The organism is Pseudonocardia yunnanensis, from assembly GCF_039534065.1.
In the GTDB taxonomy this organism is placed as follows: domain Bacteria; phylum Actinomycetota; class Actinomycetes; order Mycobacteriales; family Pseudonocardiaceae; genus Pseudonocardia; species Pseudonocardia yunnanensis.
In genome coordinates this window covers 163,356-182,068 of sequence record NZ_BAAAUS010000059.1, presented here as the reverse complement: position 1 = coordinate 182,068, position 18,713 = coordinate 163,356, and the positions used below count along the sequence as shown (strand labels likewise).

General features: G+C 69.6%; 19 protein-coding genes. 14 read left to right on the top strand and 5 right to left on the bottom strand.

All coding sequences use genetic code 11. The annotated features are described in order from the left end of the window. Positions 1-446 precede the first annotated feature (446 nt). On the bottom strand, positions 447-698 hold the full coding sequence (locus ABD743_RS44660; RefSeq protein ID WP_379658953.1) for a tyrosine-type recombinase/integrase: 252 nt from the start codon (positions 696-698) through the stop codon (positions 447-449). 97 nt (positions 699-795) lie between these two features. Here ABD743_RS44660 and ABD743_RS40000 point away from each other — a divergent pair, with 97 nt between their 5' ends. After that, positions 796-1,743: a helix-turn-helix domain-containing protein gene (locus ABD743_RS40000; RefSeq protein ID WP_344729205.1), complete on the top strand. Its 948-nt coding sequence runs from the start codon at positions 796-798 to the stop codon at positions 1,741-1,743. Between the two features lie 243 nt (positions 1,744-1,986). Here ABD743_RS40000 and ABD743_RS39995 read toward each other — a convergent pair whose 3' ends face one another. After that, positions 1,987-3,447: a DUF2252 domain-containing protein gene (locus tag ABD743_RS39995; protein WP_344729203.1), complete on the bottom strand. Its 1,461-nt coding sequence runs from the start codon at positions 3,445-3,447 to the stop codon at positions 1,987-1,989. An 806-nt stretch (positions 3,448-4,253) separates the two neighbouring features. On the opposite strand from ABD743_RS39995, the gene ABD743_RS39990 reads away from it, so the two are divergent. The 3 genes from ABD743_RS39990 (at position 4,254) to ABD743_RS39980 (ending at position 7,974) form a co-directional block, all read left to right on the top strand. Further along, on the top strand, positions 4,254-5,228 hold the full coding sequence (locus ABD743_RS39990) for a glycosyltransferase family 2 protein (protein ID WP_344729201.1): 975 nt from the start codon (positions 4,254-4,256) through the stop codon (positions 5,226-5,228). Further along, a complete protein-coding gene (locus tag ABD743_RS39985) occupies positions 5,225-6,868 on the top strand; it encodes a hypothetical protein (RefSeq protein WP_344729199.1) in 1,644 nt (547 codons plus the stop codon). Before ABD743_RS39990 ends, ABD743_RS39985 begins: the two co-directional genes overlap by 4 nt. A 155-nt stretch (positions 6,869-7,023) precedes the next feature. Next, entirely contained in the window at positions 7,024-7,974 is a 951-nt protein-coding gene (locus ABD743_RS39980) for an AraC family transcriptional regulator (RefSeq protein WP_344729197.1), read from the top strand. A gap of 32 nt (positions 7,975-8,006) precedes the next feature. On the opposite strand, the gene ABD743_RS39975 is transcribed toward ABD743_RS39980, so the two are convergent. Both ABD743_RS39975 and ABD743_RS39970 read right to left on the bottom strand, forming a co-directional pair. Beyond that, positions 8,007-9,020, bottom strand: coding sequence for a methyltransferase (locus ABD743_RS39975; RefSeq protein WP_344729195.1), 1,014 nt, complete (start codon positions 9,018-9,020; stop codon positions 8,007-8,009). 85 nt (positions 9,021-9,105) lie between these two features. Continuing rightward, complete coding sequence (locus ABD743_RS39970) at positions 9,106-9,447, bottom strand: MmcQ/YjbR family DNA-binding protein (protein WP_344729193.1); 342 nt, start codon at positions 9,445-9,447, stop codon at positions 9,106-9,108. A 370-nt stretch (positions 9,448-9,817) separates the two neighbouring features. Here ABD743_RS39970 and ABD743_RS39965 point away from each other — a divergent pair, with 370 nt between their 5' ends. The 7 genes from ABD743_RS39965 to ABD743_RS39935 all read left to right on the top strand — a co-directional run bounded on the left by ABD743_RS39965 (position 9,818) and on the right by ABD743_RS39935 (position 14,840). Continuing rightward, a complete protein-coding gene (locus ABD743_RS39965; protein ID WP_344729191.1) occupies positions 9,818-10,267 on the top strand; it encodes a hypothetical protein in 450 nt (149 codons plus the stop codon). Between the two features lie 80 nt (positions 10,268-10,347). Further along, the gene (locus ABD743_RS39960; protein WP_344729189.1) at positions 10,348-10,971 is read left to right on the top strand and encodes a dihydrofolate reductase family protein; all 624 of its coding nucleotides are present in this window, start codon (positions 10,348-10,350) and stop codon (positions 10,969-10,971) included. Positions 10,972-11,136: 165 nt separating this feature from the next. Next, positions 11,137-11,685 carry a DinB family protein gene (locus ABD743_RS39955; protein WP_344729187.1) on the top strand — a complete coding sequence of 183 codons (549 nt, stop codon included), beginning with the start codon at positions 11,137-11,139 and terminating at the stop codon, positions 11,683-11,685. Positions 11,686-11,884: 199 nt separating this feature from the next. Further along, the gene (locus tag ABD743_RS39950; protein WP_344729345.1) at positions 11,885-12,322 is read left to right on the top strand and encodes a VOC family protein; all 438 of its coding nucleotides are present in this window, start codon (positions 11,885-11,887) and stop codon (positions 12,320-12,322) included. 83 nt (positions 12,323-12,405) lie between these two features. Next, complete coding sequence (locus ABD743_RS39945; protein WP_344729185.1) at positions 12,406-12,972, top strand: dienelactone hydrolase family protein; 567 nt, start codon at positions 12,406-12,408, stop codon at positions 12,970-12,972. Between the two features lie 291 nt (positions 12,973-13,263). Next, entirely contained in the window at positions 13,264-14,388 is a 1,125-nt protein-coding gene (locus tag ABD743_RS39940; protein WP_344729183.1) for a patatin-like phospholipase family protein, read from the top strand. A 119-nt stretch (positions 14,389-14,507) separates the two neighbouring features. Then, positions 14,508-14,840 (top strand): putative quinol monooxygenase, encoded by a 333-nt coding sequence (locus ABD743_RS39935; RefSeq protein WP_344729181.1) that lies wholly within the window; start codon positions 14,508-14,510, stop codon positions 14,838-14,840. Positions 14,841-14,865: 25 nt separating this feature from the next. On the opposite strand, the gene ABD743_RS39930 is transcribed toward ABD743_RS39935, so the two are convergent. Next, positions 14,866-15,882: a TerC/Alx family metal homeostasis membrane protein gene (locus tag ABD743_RS39930; RefSeq protein WP_344729179.1), complete on the bottom strand. Its 1,017-nt coding sequence runs from the start codon at positions 15,880-15,882 to the stop codon at positions 14,866-14,868. 171 nt (positions 15,883-16,053) lie between these two features. On the opposite strand from ABD743_RS39930, the gene ABD743_RS39925 reads away from it, so the two are divergent. The 3 genes from ABD743_RS39925 to ABD743_RS39915 are packed head-to-tail and all read left to right on the top strand — an operon-like array spanning position 16,054 to position 18,687. Next, positions 16,054-16,455, top strand: coding sequence for a BatC protein (locus ABD743_RS39925; protein ID WP_344729177.1), 402 nt, complete (start codon positions 16,054-16,056; stop codon positions 16,453-16,455). Beyond that, complete coding sequence (locus ABD743_RS39920; protein WP_344729175.1) at positions 16,445-17,737, top strand: cupin domain-containing protein; 1,293 nt, start codon at positions 16,445-16,447, stop codon at positions 17,735-17,737. The genes ABD743_RS39925 and ABD743_RS39920 overlap by 11 nt, the downstream gene beginning before the upstream one ends. 8 nt (positions 17,738-17,745) lie before the next feature. Continuing rightward, entirely contained in the window at positions 17,746-18,687 is a 942-nt protein-coding gene (locus ABD743_RS39915; RefSeq protein WP_344729173.1) for a sucrase ferredoxin, read from the top strand. Positions 18,688-18,713: the final 26 nt, after the last annotated feature.

Sequence of the window (18,713 nt, the reverse complement as noted above, 5' to 3'; positions counted from 1 at the left end):
GTTTACAACAAGACCCGACCGCGACCATCTCAGGCAGGCTCGTGCAAGAGCTCGGCCCCTGGCAGAAGCCGTCTACATACCGTTTCACACATCTTGCCGAGGCGTTGGGCGCGCGGGACCGGTGCACACCACCAGACCCCGCTAGGGGCAGACCTGAGACGAACATGCAGGCAACTCCTGACAGCAGCGGCTGACAGCAACGCATCCCGATCAACGAAACCGTTTAGCCACGTCAACGAGGAACACGCCGCTGGTCACAGACCGTCGGAGACAGCCCCGGTCCCCTCCTCCGAGCCGAGATGAAGCGCCGGGTGTCCTCTTGATCAGCGGGTTGGGGGTTCGATTCCCTCGCGGCGCACTGACCTGCGGGTTCTCCCAATCGGGAGGGCCCGCTTCGTCGTTTCATCGATCATTTGAGCGCGGATCGAGCGCGCCGGCGTTGATCGTCACGTTGATCTTCGCCACAGCCGCGGTGATCGCCTACTCCGCGGCCCGCTCCACCCAGGCCGCATCCAGCGCCGCACCGTACGTGTCAGCCGCCCCCGTGCGATCTCCGGCGTCAGGTGCCCGTAGAGACCAGATGTGATCGAGAGCTGCGAGTGCCGCAGCACCTTGCTCACCAACGGCAGCGGCACACCCGAGCCGGGTATCAGCGTCGCCGCCGTGTGACGGAGATCGTGAATGCGGATCCTCGGCACCCCGGGGCACGTAGTCGGACCAGATCCGTCCAGGTAGCACTAAGAGCACTCGCGGCGCTTCTACCTGGGCGGATGGCTCGGAGCTAGCTTCAGGGCCGTGCAGACTTTCGACTTCTCCGGCGAGGAGCTCCAAGACGTCGCCAGTGACGCCGTGATACCCCAGGTCGTCCGGACGTATCCCGACCTCCGCGGGCAGGTGGCGGTTCAGGAGCTGGGCGCGACCGTCACGCTCTGCCGATCGCGCTGGGGAGGGCCGATATCGGCGGTCCGGACAGACCGGATGGCGGCGAGGTCATCGGCAGACAACCTGATGCTCTTCTACGTATACATGGCCGGACAGGGCCACATGCGCCAGCACGACCGCTTCGCCGAGCTGGCGGCGGGTACCGGAGTGCTGAAAGAGGCGCGCAGCCCATGGAAGTGGGTCTCGCCGACCGAAGCAGGGACCCTGACCTTGCGTTTCTCCCGTGAGCTGCTCCCGCTCCGGACCACCGAGATCACCGAAAGCTGTGTACGCACCGTGGACCGGGCGGCGCCGGCCATGCAGATGCTGTCGGGCTACCTCGGTCGGCTGTTCGAGGTCGCCGAGGACCTGACCGCTCTGCAGCGGCTGGACGCCGGGCGCGCCGGGATCGATCTGCTCACGATGGCGCTGCGGGACGCCACCCCGTCCGTGCCGGGCGGGGACGGCCCCGACGAGGTGTTGCTCGAGATGATGCGGGTGCACGTCCGAGAACACCTGGCCGACCCAGACCTGCGGGTGCAGGAGCTGGCGCGGCGGCACCACGTGTCGGTCCGCCAGGCGTACACATTGTTCGAACGGATCGGGACCACCCCCGGTGCGTACCTGCGCGAGCAGCGGCTGCTCGCGGCACGGGCGCTGTTGGCCGACCCGAGGCACGACTGGCGCAGGATGCCCGACATTGCGGCTGCCGTTGGGTTCCGCGACCACAGTACGTTCGAGCGGGCGTTCCGGCGGCAGTACGGGACGACGCCGGCCGGTTGGCGGCGTGAGCACCTCCACCACTCTGGACCGCGCCCGTGACCGTGCAGAAAACGAGCAGGAATCGCTGTGCGCGCTGAAGTCTCAAAGACGGGGGACGAAGGACGTCGACGGTGATGGTGCCGTTGCGTGCCAGGAAGTCGATCACCTCCTTCAGGAAGCGGCGGTGCCCACGCGGGGTCGGAGAACTGGTCGGTCAAGGCCGAGATCACGATCAGCTGTGGCCATCGCAGAACGGAGCCGCGTGTGTGGGCCGCGGGTCCAACGGGCGCGGAGGCACTTTCGTCACATGCCCTCCAGCACTTCCAGTCGACCGGATCGGACCGCCTTCACGAAGTCCTGGAAGTCCTGTTCGTTCTGATCCACGTAGCGCTCGGAGAAGTCGGTGATCGATTGGTCGAACTCGTCGTCGCCGCCGAGGTACTCGGAGATGGCGACCGGATCTCCCGACCGAGCATGCGCGCGCGCCAAGGTCCACCCACAGATGCGCGCATAGAAGGTGAGCGCTATCGGTGTCATCGCCTCGACCAGTGCAGAGCCCTTCATGTCACGCAGCTGCCGCCAGTAGAAGTGCCGCTTCACATCCACGCCGCGTGTCCAGCCGAGAAATATGTCGCTCGCGGCCTGCATCATCCGTTGTCCCTGCACGACCCGCTCGCCGGACTGCTCGTAGCGGCTCTTCGGCAGGTGATCCTCCAGCACCGACCTCGTAGCCTCCTTGACCTGCAGGAATAGTGGGTCCTGCGAGTCGCGTCCCTGGAGCAAGACGATGAGCGCACGGGTGCCGACGCTGCCCACGCCCACGACCTTGCGGGCCACGTCCACCACCTCAAAACGCTCCAGCAGATGACGCCGATCGTCCTGCAATGTCGTTTGATAGGCGACAAGCTGTTCGTGGAGCGCGTGGCTGAGATCCTCGGGTGGCATGCCCGAAGCTGCCTTCAACTCGCGGAAGGGGACGACGATCGGAGGTCGGCTGACAATCCGATACCGGCCATCGACCACCTCGCCGAGCTTCGAAAGCGCCTGCAGACTGTCGCGGGTATGCGCCTTTTCCCGGCTCTTCTTCGCCCTCTTCTGAGCCTTCTTGGCCGCCTTCGCCGCCTGCTTTGCCTTCTTCTTCTTTCGACCCGCCTTCGTTGTCGCGGCGACCTTGCTACGGATCGCGTTCATGAGCTCGTCCTCGGCAAGGTGGGCGTACCAGATATCCAGCGTTCGCATCTCCGCGAACTCGGCCATTGCCTCCCGGTACGCCGACACCGACGCTCGCGTCGATGCGCGCCTGTCTGCCGCTGAGAATCCGTTGTTACACGCCGCGATCGCGAAGCTCGCCGCCATCCGCTTGACGTCGTACTCGAATGGCCCAGGGAGCGTCTCGTCGAAATCGTTCAAATCGAACAGTAACCTCCGCTCCGGTGAGGCGAACGCGCCGAAATTCGACAGATGGGCATCGCCGCACAACTGGACGACAAGACCCGCGGTCGGCGTGTCTTCGAGGTCGGCCGCCATGATCTTCGCCGCACCCCGGTAGAACGTGAAGGGTGAAATCATCATCCGGCCATGGCGGACCGGCACAAGATCGGGCTCCCGGGTGATGTTCTGCTCATCGAGCAGGGCAACCGGGTCACGGCGGTCCGCCGCAGGGCGCCACCCCGAGTGGCTCGACGGAGGCGTGCGCCCCCGGGCATCCTTACCCTTGGCTTTGCGCTCGGCGATGCCAGGACGAGTGATCGGTTGCGCGTCCATCTGCCCACCTCCTGTTCGGACCCTGGCGCCGGCCTACGCCGGCCAGGGCATCCACGTAGCCGAACGTGCACAGCGAGAACGCGCCCTCCGAACCCTGCAGGCCGTCTGGCGAGGCGTAGCGGTCCGCCGTCTCAGGCATGCTCGCCTCCACCTCGTCCTTGCAGCCCGGATCGAGGACAACGAATGACCGTCCCGCTCCGGCACCCGCAGCACATCACCCGAATCGAACGAGGCCACCCGACCCGACCGGAAGCGCTGATCGCCTACCGAGCTCGGTGATGACGACGGTGTCGCCCGCGTCTTTTGTTCACGGAACACGACGCGGGTGCCCTACCCACCCTCGTAGGCCTGCCGTCCGCGACCGAGATCGCCAAGTGCGATCGTCGGCGCCGTTGTGGAGGCCACGATGGGCCAGGCCGACTCCGAGCGGGTGCGGGAGCTGACCACGGGTCACCACGTCTGCGAATCCCGTCCCGTCAGCATTCACTGCGTGATCGCGCAGCCTGACAAATCGACCCAACGGAGACGTTCCCATCTCGCGGTCTGCCCCGGATGGCGCCGACGATCTACGGGTCGCTGTCGCACCGGCGGGGCCGAGCCTGACGCCGCGGACGTCGTCGTCACGTACCGGCACGGCGGTCCCCCGATTGGATGGACGCTCGGCAACGGTCGGCGGACGGACGGATTCGTTGCCCTTCGTCCACCTCCCCAACTGCTAATTTCCGCGAAATCACGCCTGAAACACAGCGGCGAGGCGGCGCGCGTCCACTCCTCCCCGTACCACCACTTCGAGAGGCTGTATGTCGATGGCACGACCGACCTCCGACTTGTCCGCCGACGTCGTCATCTGTGCCTACACCGAGGACCGCTGGGACATGCTGTGCCGCGCGGTGGCCTCGGTGCAGGAGCAGTCGACCGTGCCAGGCCAGATTCTCGTGTGCGTCGACCACAACGAGGAGCTGTACGAGCGCTGCGTGGAGCGGTGGGGCGCCGGGGCCACCGAGCAGCCGACCGTGCGCGTGCTGCGCAACCGCTTCGCCGGACGGCTGGGCTCGGCACGTAACACCGCCGTCGAGCAGGTCGACGCCGACATCGTTGCCTTCCTCGACGACGACGCCGACGCCACGCCCACCTGGTTGGAAACGCTGCTGCGGGTCTACCGCGACCACCCCGGGGCGGTCGCGGTCGGTGGTGCTCCCTTGCCGAACCACCGGATCGAGCGGCCCGGCTGGTTCCCGCACGAGTTCGACTGGGTGTTCGGCTGCCACTACGAGGGCCTGCCCGACCAGCTGGCCCCGGTCCGGCACCTGATCGGTGCGAGTATGTCCGTGCGCACCGGCGCCCTGTGGTCCGTGGGCGGCTTCCACTCCGACAAGCACGACGACATGGACCTCTCCCACCGTGTCGCGGCTGACTACGGTTCCGCGGCGGTCCTCTACGAGCCGAAGGCGCAGATCTCCCACGTCGTCCACGCCGAGCGGCTCACCTGGAGCTACTTCTGGCGGCGCTGTTACTGGATCAACCGCAGCAAGGTCCGCGCGTTCCACGACATGGGCGACGCCGGCAACATCACCGCCGAACTACAGTTCGCCCGCCGGATGGCGGCGAGCGTGGTGCGCAAGCTGCTGCGTGCCCTCCGCGGGGACACGGATGCGCTTCGACAGGCGGCGGCGATCGTGGCCGGGATCGGGGCGGCCGGCGTCGGTCACCTGCAAGGCAAGCTGGAGCTGCGCCTCGGCCGGCTGCCGGTGTCGCTCACCACCGGTCTCGAACCGCGGTGAGCCCACGGGGCACCCACCTCGTCGTCGGCTCCGGCCCCTCCGCAGCGGCGGTCGCTCTTGCCCTCTCCGAGCACCCGGGCCAGCAGGTCACTGTGCTGGACCTGGGCGGCCGGCTGGAGGAGGAACGCCGCGCCGCCCGCGACCGGCTGGCTTCCGCTGACCCGGCGGACTGGCAGCCGCGCGACCTCGACGTCGTCACCGCGCGAGCGCCACGGAGCGATCGGCTGACCGCCGTTCCGCAGAAGCGCACCTTCGGCTCCGCGTACCCGTTTCGCGACCTGGGGCAGCTCCGCGGGATCAGCGGCACTCCGGGGACCAACCTCCACGTCGCGTCGTCGGCCTACGGTGGCTTCTCGACCGTGTGGGGCGCCCAGGTCATGCCCTTCTCCCGCAGCACCTTCGACCGCTGGCCGGTCTCCTGGGAGGACATGGAGCCGCACTACCGGGCGGTGCTCGGCGAAGTCCCCCTGGCCGGGGAGGACGACGACCTCGCGGAGCTCTTCCCGCTGCTGCGGCCCACGAGCGGACTGCCACCGCTCGGTCCCCGCGCCGCGGCCGTGCTGCGCCGCTACGAGCGGCACCGCGACGCGCTGCGGGCGCGCGGGGTCACCGTCGGGCGGGCCCGGCTGGCGTTTCGCGCGCGCGAGTGCGTCCGCTGCGGCCTGTGCATGAGCGGGTGCCCCTACCAGCTGATATACAGCGCCGCCCAGACGATGGACCGGGCACGGGCCCGCCCCGGCGTGCGGGTGCTGGACGGGCTGCTCGTGGAGCGCATCGGGCAGGAGTGCGGCCAGGCCGTCGCTTCCTGCCGTGACGTGCGGACCGGGCAGCGCTCGGAGTTCCGTGCCGACCGCCTGTTCGTCGGCGCGGGCGGGCTGGGCACGACGCGGCTGGTCCTCGGGTCGCTGGCCGCACCGCCCCGGCGCCTGGAGCTCGCGGAGTCGGTCCAGTACACCGTGCCGTTGCTCTCCGTGCGGCCGGTCGCGGACCCTCGCGGCCCGGGCGTCCGGGACTTCACCCTCAACCAGTTCAACGTGCTGCTTCACTTCGACGACGAGGGGTACACGACCTCCCAGATCCACTGCTACCCGTACAACCCGGCGATCTCCGACGCACTGCCCGGGCCCCTGCGGCGACGGTGGGCGGCTCCGGTGGCCCGCGAGTCGCTGCGCCGGCTGTCGGTGGGTTTCGGCTACCTCCCGTCCTGGGCCTCGCCTCCGATCACCGTGGTCTCCCGTCCCGGCGCCTCGGGCGGCCTGCCGGAGCTGGAGCTCGGCCGCGACGAGTCGGCGGAGCGCCCGGAGCTGCTCGGCCGGGCGCTGCGCCGGCTGGTGCGCGCGGCGCCCCGCCTGGACCTGTGGCCGCTGCTGACGCACGTGACCCTGTCGGGAGCGGGGAAGAGCTACCACTTCGGCGGGGCGTTCCCCCACCGCAACGGGCCGGCGGCGACGACGGCGACCGACATCTGGGGCCGGCTGCCGTACTGGGACCGCGTGCACCTCGTGGACGGGTCGGTGCTGCCGTCGGTGCCATCGACCACGTTCACGCTGACCGTGATGGCCAACGCCCACCGCATCGCCGGCGGGGTGCTCGCCGGCCGGGCGCCCGCCGCGTCGGAGTCGGAGTCGGCGACGCACTGATCCGGGCGGCCCACTCCGGTCGCGCCACCGTCACCGGCCGGCGGTCAGGGCCACTCGCCGCCCGGTGCCCGACCGATCTACAGGAACGAGGCAGGTACTAAGAGCACTCGTAGTTCTCCCACCTCGGCGGATGGCCCGGAACTAGCCTCATGGCCGTGCAGATTGTCGACTTCTGCGGTGAGGAGTTGGAAGACGTCGCCGGTGAGTTCCTCTTGTCGAGGATCGCGCGGACGCGTCCGGATTTCCGCGGGCGGGTGGCGTTCCAGGAACTGGGCGAGGCCGGCACGCTCTGCCGGTCGCACTGGGGAGGGCCGCTACGGATATTCAGGACGGAGCGGATGGCGGCGAGGGCGTCGGAAGACAACCTGATGCTGTTCTGCGTACAGATAGCCGGTGAGAGCAGCCACCATCAGCACGGCCGCTTCGCGCAGCTGGCGGTCGGCACAGGAGTGCTGAAAGAGACGCGTAGCGCCTACGAACGGATGTCGGCGGCCGAGACCCGGAGCCTGACCCTGCGTTTCCCACGCGAGCTGCTCCCGATCCGTGCCGCCGAGATCACCGAAGGCTGTGCGCGCAGCGTGGATCCGGCGGCGCCTGCCATGCGGGTGCTGTCCGGCTACCTCGGTCGGCTGTTCGAGGTCGCCGAGGACCTCACCGCGACGCAGCGGCTGGACGCCGGTTGTGCCGCGATCGACCTGCTGGCGATGGTGCTGCGGGACGTCACCCCCTCCGTGCCGGGTGGGGACGGCCCCGGAGAGGTGTTGCTCGAGATGATGCAGATGCACATCCGTGAACACCTGGCCGACCCGGGGCTGCGGGTCGCCGAGCTGGCGCGGCGGCACCACGTGTCGGTCCGCCATGCCCACACGCTGTTCGAACGGATCGGGACCACCCCCGGTGCCTACCTTCGCGAGCAACGGCTGGTCGAAGCCCGGGCGATGCTGTCCGACCCGCGGTACGCCCACCTCGGGATGCAGGACGTCGCCGCGGCTGTCGGGATCCTCAACCTCAGGACGTTCGAGCGGGCGTTCCGGCGCCAGTACGGGATGAAGCCGAGCAGCTGGCGCCGCGAGCACCTCCCCACCGGATCCGCTCGACGACCCTGACGCTGCGGGGCGACTCGGAACGACCATGTTCGTCAGCCGGGTTCGTCGGCCATGTGGGGTGCGATTCCGAACTCCAACGCCGTTCGCCCATCTGCCACCGGACCCGAGCCGTGGAGCATGAGTCCGCAGTCGGCGCCCAGCTCGGCCAGCTCGTCGACCGTCCGTTCGCGGCCGCCGAAGCACATCAGCATGAACAGGTCCATCGCAGTGCCGACCCCCTGCCCTCGCACCGGCTCGATCACCACCACGGTGCCGTCCGGAGCCGCGGCCCGACGACACCCGTCGAGGATCTTGCGGGCGTGGTCGTCGTCCCAGTCGTGCAGGATGTCGGACAGAAGATAGGCGTCGGCCCCCACGGGCAGAGGGTCGAAGAAGCTGCCGGAAACGGCGCCGGCCCGATCATCGAGTCCGGCTACCGCCAATCTGTCGGTCGCAGCGGCGGCCGTCGGAGACAGATCCAGGACTCGTCCGCGAAGGTCGGGATGGGCGCGCAGGATTGCCGCGAGCACGGTGCCGTCACCTCCGCCGACGTCGAGGATCTCGGAGAACCGACTCCAGTCGAAACGTTCAGCGATCTGCGTCGCCTGCAGCCGGAATCGCCAATTCATCTGAGCGTCGAACGAGCGTCGCAACTCCAGGCTGGCGTCGAGGTCCGCCCAGAAGTCACGCGCGTATCGCTGCACGTAGCCCGGAGTACCGGTGGTGATCGTCCCGAGCAGTTCGACGAAGCCCAGTTCGGCGCGCCCACCAGCGCTGTTGATGTCGAGTAAGGGCTTGATCCCTTCCGGGGCGTCCTCACTCAACTCAGCGCCGAGATTCGTAGGTCGATACCGGCCGGACTCCGCCTCGCGGTCGAAGACACCGATCGTGACCAGGTGATCGAGCAAGCGGCGTAAGGCGGGGGCCGCAGTTCCGGTCTCGGAAGCGAGTTGCTCCGCTGTTGCTCCCGCGCTCCCCGTGCGCTCCACGAGGCTGAGCGTCGCGGCCACGCGTATGGACATGGGCGTAGCCAGATCGGCCATGGCCCGGATCGAAGGTGCGGCCATCGGTAGATCCACTGTCGGAACCTATCCACCGGACACGACTCCGAGCCACCGGCGCGATCTGACGGCAGCCGCCGCCGGCGAGGCCTCAGCGGCTGTCGTACTCGGCGATCAGGCGATTCGGCGCCCGGTTGCGCCAGGCGTGCTCGATCAGCTCCTGCATGCGCTTCTCGGTGACCTTCGCCAGGTCGACGCGGAGGCCGACGAAGATCCGACCGCTGCGCCACACCTCCTCGTAGACGTCCGGCTGATCGGCAGCCGCCGTCTCGGCCTCCGCCTGCCCGACACACACGATCGCGTGCGCATCGCCCCTCTCCAGGTGGGCGAGGAGCTTGTCCGCAACCCGAAAGCCGGGCAGGCGGAAGTGTGGCTTCTCCACGACGTCCGGCAGCGCCATCGCGTAGCTACGGATATCGGCCGGCCTGATCATGGACGGGCTCCTCGTCGGCGTCTCCAGTGGACGAACGCGCGATGACGTTAGCGAAACCGCTGACGCGCTGAGGATCGAGTAACAGCCACGCATTCGGGACGAAGTGAACAAGCAGCGTCCTGGCCGTCGAGGGCGCCCGGAGGGGGACCTGATGACGCAGGGTGGGCCGGGCCGGCCTCCACAGCAGCCTGAACAGGGTTGGCAGTCTCCGCCCCCGGGATGGAGCCGGCAGTCGCCGCATGGGGGTTGGCCCCAGCAGCCCGCGTATGGGCAGGGCTGGCCTCCGCCGCAGCATCCGTACGCGCAGCGGCCCTACCAACCGCAGCCACCGAGGAAGCGCAAGAAGTGGCCGTGGGTCGCCGGGGCCGCCGTGCTGCTCCTCGCGGCGCTGTTCGGCACTGCGATCAATGGTGCAAGGCCGAGTTCCAGGGCGGCCGATAGCGCGGTCTCCGCTGTACCGCTGGTGCCGCATCGTGTGATCAACACCCGCGATTGGCAGCTCATCGTGAAGGACCCCGACGCCTACGAGGGCGAGCGCATCATCGTGTACGGGCGCGTCACGCAATTCGACGCCGCCACCGGCAATGACACGTTCCGCGCAAGCGTGGACAGCGTCGATCACCCCGGCAACGCCTATGCCTTCGACACGAACACGATGCTGAGCGGCGAGGCGGCTGCCCTGCGAGACGTCGTGAACGATGATCTGTTCAGGGCCGAGGTCACCGTGGCGGGTTCGATGTCGTACAGCACGCAGATCGGCGGGAGCACGACGGTGCCGATGCTGACGGTCGACACGATCAAGGTCATCGGCCGGGGATGACACGCCGGTCGTGGAGCGATGAGTTCTCCACGCGCGGTGGTCTAACCGGTAGCGACAACGACACCGAAGGGACCACCCCGATGGCCGACATCGTCTCCACCCTCTTCATCTCCCTCGACGGCGTGGCCGAGATCGCCGAGGACTGGCACTTCCCCTACTTCGACGAGAACATGGGCCGCGCCGTGAGCGAGGACTACGCCCCGGCCGATGTCCTGCTGCTCGGCCGCGTCACCTACGACAGCTTCGCCGGCGCGTGGCCGGACCGCGAGGCCGCAGGCGAGGACGATGCGACGTTCGCCAAGTCGCTCGGGGACCGGCGCAAGATCGTCGTCTCACGCAAGCCGCTGGAGTCCACCTGGCGCAACACCGAGCTGCTCGACGGCGATCTCGTCGAGGCCGTACGGGCACTCAAGGCCGACCCATCCGTCGAGAGCATCCTGATTCCCGGCTCCATCTCGGTGGTGCAACAGCTCCTGGCGGCGGGACTCATCGACGAGCTGCGTCTGCTGGTGCACCCCGTGGCAGCGCGGAACGGCAGGCGACTCTTCGACGACGGGGACGTCCGCTACCACCTGAGTCTGCTGAAGTCCGACACGTTCCCCACCGGTGTGGTCCGCCTGCTGTACGCGCCCGCCTCGGCACCCGGCAAGACGACCTACGACGACATCAAGGACATGGGCCCGGGCACGCGCACCGACGACTGAGGCCGAGAGCCTCATGGTCACCGCACGCCGCCGCTCCGCCGCCCGCTGGACCAGCGGCCCGTTCGTCCGGTCCTACCGGCCGACCGGGCCGCTCGTCGTGTGGTGGTGGGTTCTCCGCTCCCCGAGGCACCCGGCCCAGCGAGCATCGTCCGTAGGCTCACCGCCGTGATCAACCTCGACGAGCAGGGTCGCCCGGAACCGCCCCTCGCAGGCGACGAGACCGCCACGCTCCTCGGCTTCCTTGACTTCCATCGCGCCACCCTGGAATGGAAGTGCGCGGGGTTGGATGCGGCCGGGCTCGCGGCAACGGTCGGCGTCTCGTCGATGACCCTGGGCGGGATGGTCAAGCACCTGGCGTTCGTCGAGGACCATTGGTGCACCCGGTGGCTGTACGGGCGAGACATGCCGCCCCCGTGGGACACGGTGGATTGGAAGGCCGACCCCGACTGGGACTGGCACTCGGCCGCCGAGGACTCACCCGAGCAGCTCTTCGCACTCTGGCGGGACGCCGTGACCCGCTCCCGCACCCTGGTCGCCGAGGCGCTCGCCGACGGCGGCCTGGACCAGCCGGCCCGGCGCACGCCGCCCGAGCACTGGCACGGCGAGCCACCGACCCTGCGCTGGATCCTGGTCCACCTGATCGAGGAGTACGCGCGGCACAACGGCCACGCCGATCTCCTGCGGGAGTCGGTGGACGGGCTCACCGGGGAGTAGCCGCCGGCCGCGGATTCCTCGATTACGACGCCTGATGGCCCGGACCCGTTCGGAACAGGCGGGATCGGGTGGGTTTTTGGCCGGATCCGTGGAGTGATCGGCCGATCGGCCAGGCATAGTCGGTCTCCGAGAGCGGAATTGCGCTGCCCCGACGAGCTCACCCACTGCAGAACATGACGAAGGACGTGAAATCGTGGAGATGAAACTCGAGGTCCTGGTGGTGCCCGTTTCCGACGTCGATCGGGCGAAGCACTTCTACGGGACGCTGGGGTTCCGGCTGGATATCGACCACGTCGCCGATGACGACTTCCGGGTGGTGCAATTCACGCCGCCCGGCTCGGAATGCGCGATCATCATCGGCAACGGGATCAGCTCGGCAGAGCCGGGCTCCCTGCAGGGCCTGCATCTCGTGGTCACCGACATCGAGGCGGCCTGCGCCGATCTCGTCGACCGCGGCGTCGACGTGGGTGAGGTCTTCCACGACGCAGGGGGAATCTTCCATCACCTCGGCACCAAGTACCGGGTGAGCGGCCCCGATCCGAAGCGGAGCGACTACGGCTCGTTCGCCGCGTTCGCCGACCCGGACGGCAACGGCTGGGTGCTCCAAGAGGTGAAGACGCGCGCTCCGGGGCGCTGACGCAACGACGACCGACATGCCGGGAACCGCGCGTTCCTCCTGGGATCCGATCTTTGTCGGGGGCCGGCGCTAGGGTGCCACCCATGGCCGAGGTACTGCTCTTCCACCATGCCCAGGGCCTCACGGCGGGGTGCCTCTCGTTCGCCGAAGCGCTCCGCGCCGCCGGACATGTCGTGCACACCCCGGATCTCTACGAGGGCAGAACCTTCACCGAGCTGGCCGATGGTGTCGGCCATGCCGAGCAGGTCGGCTTCCCCACCATCATCGAGCGCGGCCGGCTCGCCGCCGAGAACCTGCCCAGCGACGTCGTCTACGCCGGGTTCTCGCTCGGTGTGATGCCTGCGCAGATGCTGGCGCAGACGCGTCCGGGCGCGAAGGGCGCGCTGTTCTTCCACAGCTGCGCACCTGCGTCCGAATTCGGGGGCCGGTGGCCCACGGGCCTTCCGCTCCAGATCCACACCATGGACGCCGACGACTGGGGCGACCTCGACATCGCCAGCGATCTCGTCGACGCGGTGGAGAGCGCGGAGCTCTTCCTGTACCCGGGTGACGGCCACCTGTTCACCGACGACAGCCTGCCTTCCTACGACGAAAGCGCCACGGCGCTCGTCAAGCAGCGCGTGCTCGGCTTCCTCGACGAGTTCGAGTAGACGGCACCCCCGAAAGGCGTCGTCCTCGACGAGCCCCTCTTCAGGGCGCAGTTCGAGCGATTCATTCGCGTCCGCAGAGAACCTTCCACTCTGGGCGACTTGCGGATTTCTCCGAAAACCTCGGGGCTCGGTCGTGTGCAATGCTTATTGCCGCTGATCCCCCGACTACAGCCCGAGCGGACCGACGCGTCATTCCTGGACCGATCCGCATCATCCGGACCATTCGTCCGGTCGACAGGCATGAACTGCGAGGCGTGCCCGCACAAGGCGTCGTGAAAGGCAAGGCCCCTCATGACCGAGAACGAGCCCCACGAGCAACGCCGCCGGGTCGTGGTGGCGTGCCAGGGCGGAGGAAGCCAGACGGCGTTCACCGCCGGGGTGCTCACCGAACTCCTGGCCGACCGCAGCGTCGAGATCCGCGCACTCAGCGGCACGTCGGGGGGCGCCGTGTGTGCGCTCCTCGCCTGGTACGGCCTCCTGACCCACCGGCCGGAGGACGGCATCAGGCGACTCGAGGACTTCTGGGAGGACAACACCACACACGGCTTCTACGAGAACCTGCTCCAAGCCGTGACGGTCGCGTCGGTCCGCACCGTCGCCGAGCTCGGCATCACCGTCGAGTTCAGCCCGTACAACATTCCGTTCGACGCGCGCCAGCAGTTCCTGCAGTTACTGGAGCGGCACGTTCCGTTCGACGACATCCACCCGGACGCGCTCGACCCGTCAGGACCACGGCTTCTGATCGGCGCCACCGACGTCCTCAGCGGCCGGTTCCGCGTGTTCCGCAGCCACGTCGTGAACGGCTACCCCGCCGACCGGATCGCCGGCACGGTGATCCTGGCCTCCTCGGCCGTGCCCACCCTGTTCCGCGCCGTGCGCGTTGGCGAGGACGTGTACTGGGACGGCGTCTACGCGCAGAACCCACCGATCCGGGAACTCGTGGACGCCGGACGGCCCGTCGCACCGCAGGGCCCCGACGGGCCGCCCCCGGAGGAGCTCTGGGTGATCCAGATCGACCCCGACCAGCGCAGCGGCGTGCCCATGGCGGTGGACGCGATCCGCGACCGGCGCACCGAGCTGTCCGCGAACATCTCCTACCAGCAGGAGATCTTCACCATCGGGCACGTCAACAAGCTCATCCAGGAGCGCCTGCTCACCGCACGCGCGCTCACCCGATACCGCCCCATCAAGATCCGCGTCATCACGATGAGCGACGCCGTGGCCTCGGGACTGGACTGGGAGTCCAAGCTCGTGCGTTCCCCAGGGTTGATCCACAGGCTCTTCGCCCACGGAAAGGAGCGCGCCCGGCTCTTCCGCCACCTCCTCGACTCCCCTGACGCCGACGAGGCCACCGCGCTGCGCGACCGCAACATCTGGGGCCAATGGACGGCCCCGGTGCCGCCCTACCTCGGGTAGCGGGTGCCGCCCGCCCCCCACGAACCTGGCGGACCGGGCGACGATCCCGGACCGGCACATGATCCACGGTGATCCGACCCGGGCCTGTCCTTCCGCCACGGCGCCGCTACGGTCGTGCGATGACAGCGGAGCAGCAGCCGGAACGCATCGGCCGGTACGTGCGGATGGTGGCACAGCCGGGCCGGGGGGCCGCGCTGGCCGACACCCTGCTCCGGGTGGCCACCAGCCTGCGCGATACACCGGGCTGCGAGCTGTACCTGATCAACCTCTCCGCCGACGAGCCCGACACCGTCTGGGTCACGGAGGTGTGGGCCGACGAGGCGGCATCCGACCGGGCCCTGTCGTCCGACCTCGGCGAGGTCGGGATCGGTGAGGTGCTCGAACTGCTGGCCGGCCCGCCGGAGCTGGTGGATCTTCGTCCCCTGGGCGGCGCCGGGCTGCCGACGCCCTGAGGCCTGCCGGCGATGGCGGCGCGGCTCAGGTCTCGCTTCGCCCCGGCTCCGAGGCCGTCTGCCTGTGGGCGCGCAACGAGCCGGCGTGCGCCTTCATGGTCGGGTCGCCCTTGGTCCTGATGAGGCTCGCGACCGTGACCACGACGAGCACCGCCACGATCACCACCAGGCTCACCGCTGTGGAGATCTCCGGGACGCCCGGGCTCACGTCCTCGTGCGCCCAGTGCAGGATCAGCTTGACCCCGATGAAGGCCAGGATGATCGACAAGCCGGTCGACAGGTACACCAGCCGGTCGAGTAGCCCCTTCACCAGGAAGAACAGCGCGCGCAGGCCGAGAAGCGCAAAGGCGTTGGCCACGAAGACGATGTAGGGCTCCGCGGTCACGCCGAACACCGCGGGAATCGAGTCGAGCGCGAACAGCAGGTCGATGCTGCCGATCGCGATGAGCACGACGAACAGCGGGGTCAGCACGCGGCGGCCGTCGACCTTCGTGATGATCCGGCCGTCGACGTACTCGGTGGTGATCGGCAGGACCCGCCGCGCGCCGCGGACCACCGCGTTGTCCTCGACGTCCGGGTCCTCGTTGCGGTGCCGGAACAGCTGGACGGCCGTGTAGATGAGCAGCAGCCCGAACACCAGGAACATGAACGAGAACAGCGACAGCAGCGTGGCGCCGAGCGCGATGAAGATGGCGCGCATGATCAGCGCCAGCACGATGCCGAAGGTCAGGACCTTGTGCTGATACTCCTCCGGCACCGCGAAGGTCGTCATGATGATCACGAAGACGAACAGGTTGTCGACCGAGAGACTCTTCTCGACGATGTAGCCGGCGAAGAACTGGGTGCCCGCGTCGCCCCCGTAGGTCATGCCGAACCACACGCCGAAGACGACGGCGACAGCGACGTAGAACACGGACCACGCCGTGGCCTCGCGGAACCCCACGCGGTGTGGGCGTATCCCCGACAGCACGAGGTCGATCGCGAGAAGCACGACGACCAACCCGATCGTCGCCGCCCAGGTCGCCCCGCTGATCTGCAGCACCTGATCCTCCACACCCTCTGATCGGCATTACCGACGCATTACCCAAGGGCATCGGGGCCGATGCGTTATGCGTCACCCGGCCCGAAGGTGGGCACGTCGCCTAAAACCGCAGAGAGGGGGTAGTCCTCGCCCGTCATCGCTGTGGTGACGCACCAGCAGAGGAGGAGCTCGATGGCGCTCGACGACGACGACATGATGACCACAGCCGGCGGCGGGACCGAAGGGCCGGCCGACTCCGGAGCAGGCGGCGGCACCCCCGGCGTGCACGACGGCGGAGCGGATGGCGGCGCGGACGGCGGAGCGGACTCCGGGGCAGAGGGCCCGGCCGACTCCGGAGCAGGCGGCGGCACCCCCGGCGTCCATGACGGCGGCGCGGACGGCGGAGCCGACTCCGGCGCCGAAGGCCCGGCCGACTCCGGAGCAGGCGGCGGCACCCCCGGCGTCCATGACGGCGGCGCCGATGGCGGAGCCGACTCCGGCGCCGAAGGCCCGGCCGACTCCGGAGCAGGCGGCGGCACCCCCGGCGTGCACGACGGCGGAGCGGACGGCGGAGCGGACAGCGGTGCCCGCTGAGGTCACCGGACCTGCGGGGGGTGGTGCCGGGCAGCCCATGACGGGGTGCCCGGCACCGGCACCGCCACGACACACCGCTCTCGCCCGCGTCACGGGCCTGGACGCCGCCGAGTTCGGCGCCCGGCACTGGGGCCGGGCGCCGCGGCTCGTCCGCGGCGCGGACGCCGACGCCTTCCGCGACCTGCTGGATCTGGACGGTGTGGACGAGCTGCTCTCCCGGCGTGGCCTGCGCACGCCCTTCCTGCGCCTGGCGCGCAACGGGTCGGTGGTCGACTCCAGCTCGTTCACCGGCGCGGGCGGGGTGGGCGCGGAGATCGGCGACCAGGTCCATGACGACAAGGTGGCGGCGCTCTTCGCCGAGGGCACCACCGTGGTGCTGCAGGCGTTGCACCGCACGTGGCCTGCGGTGATCGACTTCGCCGTGGCGCTGTCCGCGGAGCTCGGGCACCCGGTCCAGGCCAACGCCTACGTGACGCCGCCGTCCTCGCGCGGGTTCTCGGCTCATTACGACGTGCACGACGTGTTCGTGCTGCAGCTCGCCGGGCGCAAGCACTGGACCGTGCACGCACCAGTGCATCCTGATCCCTTGCGTGACCAGCCATGGAACGCCCACGCGACGGCGGTGGCCGCTCGGGCGCGAGACGACACCCCCGCGATCGACACGGTGATGGAACCCGGCGACGTGATGTACCTGCCGCGAGGATGGCTGCACGCCGCCACCGCGCTGGGCGACGTGTCGGCGCACCTGACGGTCGGCGTCCACGTCGTCACCCGGTTCGCGCTGGTGGAGGCCCTGACCGCCCTCGTCGCGCACGACGAGCAGCTGCGGGGATCGCTCCCTCTGGGCATCGACGTCGCCGATCCCGCGCAGCTCGGCCCGCACATCGACGCGGTCCGCGCGGCCCTCGTCGCCGCCCTGGACCGGGTGAGCGCCGACGACGTGGCCCGCCGCGTACGCGGCCGGGTCTGGACGGGTGGTCGGCCGGAGCCGGTGCGGCCGGTGGCCGTGGCTACGTTCGTCGAGCACCTCGCCGCCGGCGACGGGGTGCGCCGCCGCGCGGGCCTGCGGTACCGGCTCGTTCACCAGGGCGAGCACGTCCTGCTCGCCCTGCCCGATCGGCAGATCACACTGCCGGCCGCCACCGAGGCCGCGGTGCGTGCGCTGACGAGCGGGGGAACCTGCACCGTGGGTAGCCTCCCGGGCATGGACGAGGCCGACCAGGTCGTCTTGGTGCGCCGCTTGCTTCGGGAGGGTGTGCTGGTGCCGGCCACTCACGAATGACCCCGGCCGTGCCATGGCCTCGCTGCTCGTACGTCGCCGACGCCGCCCAGGACCCGCGGGAAGGCAGCGCACCACCTGCCGACCTCTGGTTCCTGATCGAGCACCCAGGGCCTTGGGGCCGGATCCCGCTCGCGCAGTCGGGGATCCACTCGGCCGCGGTGGCGGCCATCTCGGCCTGGTCCACGGCGGAGAAGGGTCGTGTGGTGCTCATCCGCAGGCCGGGCCGCGCCGCGCGGAACGCCGCGGCCGAAGGAATGCCTCTCCCCGGCGCGGTGCGCCGCTGGTTCCGCGTCGACTCCCGCCCCGGGCACGAGTCGATCCGCACGGGCACGTTCGTCGACGAGTCGGAGCTGGTCACGGCCGTGCACGCCCCGGGAGAGCCGTACGCCGGTCCGATGGCCCTCGTCTGCACCCACGGCCGGCACGACACCTGCTGCGCCGTGCGGGGACGCCCCGTCGCAGCCGCGATGGTCGCCGCCGACCCCGAGCACGTCTGGGAGTGCAGTCACATCGGCGGCTGCCGCTTCGCCCCGGCACTGGTGCTGCTCCCCCACGGTTTCGTGCTCGGCGGGCCGAGCCCGAGCGAGGCGCCCGCGGTCCTGCGCGACTACGCCGCGGGGCGGCTGGATGCGCTGTGGGTGCGCGGACGCTCGTCGCTACCTCCAGCCGTCCAGGCCGCGCAGCACCACGCCGTCGCGGCCACCGGAGCCACGGGCGTCGACGCGCTGAAACTCGTCGGCGTCTCGTCCGAGCAGTTTGCGGACGGCAGTTCCGGCTGGCGGGTGGAGCTGGCCGACCCCGGGTGCACGGTGTGGCTGCGCGAGCGCCGGGTGGAGACCGGGCGGCCGCTGACGTGCGCGGCCACGGTGACCGGGTGGATGCGGGTGTTCGACCTGGTCGAGCTCACGGTGGCGACGCCGCAGAGCTCCCTGTACGACGCGGACACCTGAGCCGCGACGAGCGTCAGGGCCTCGCG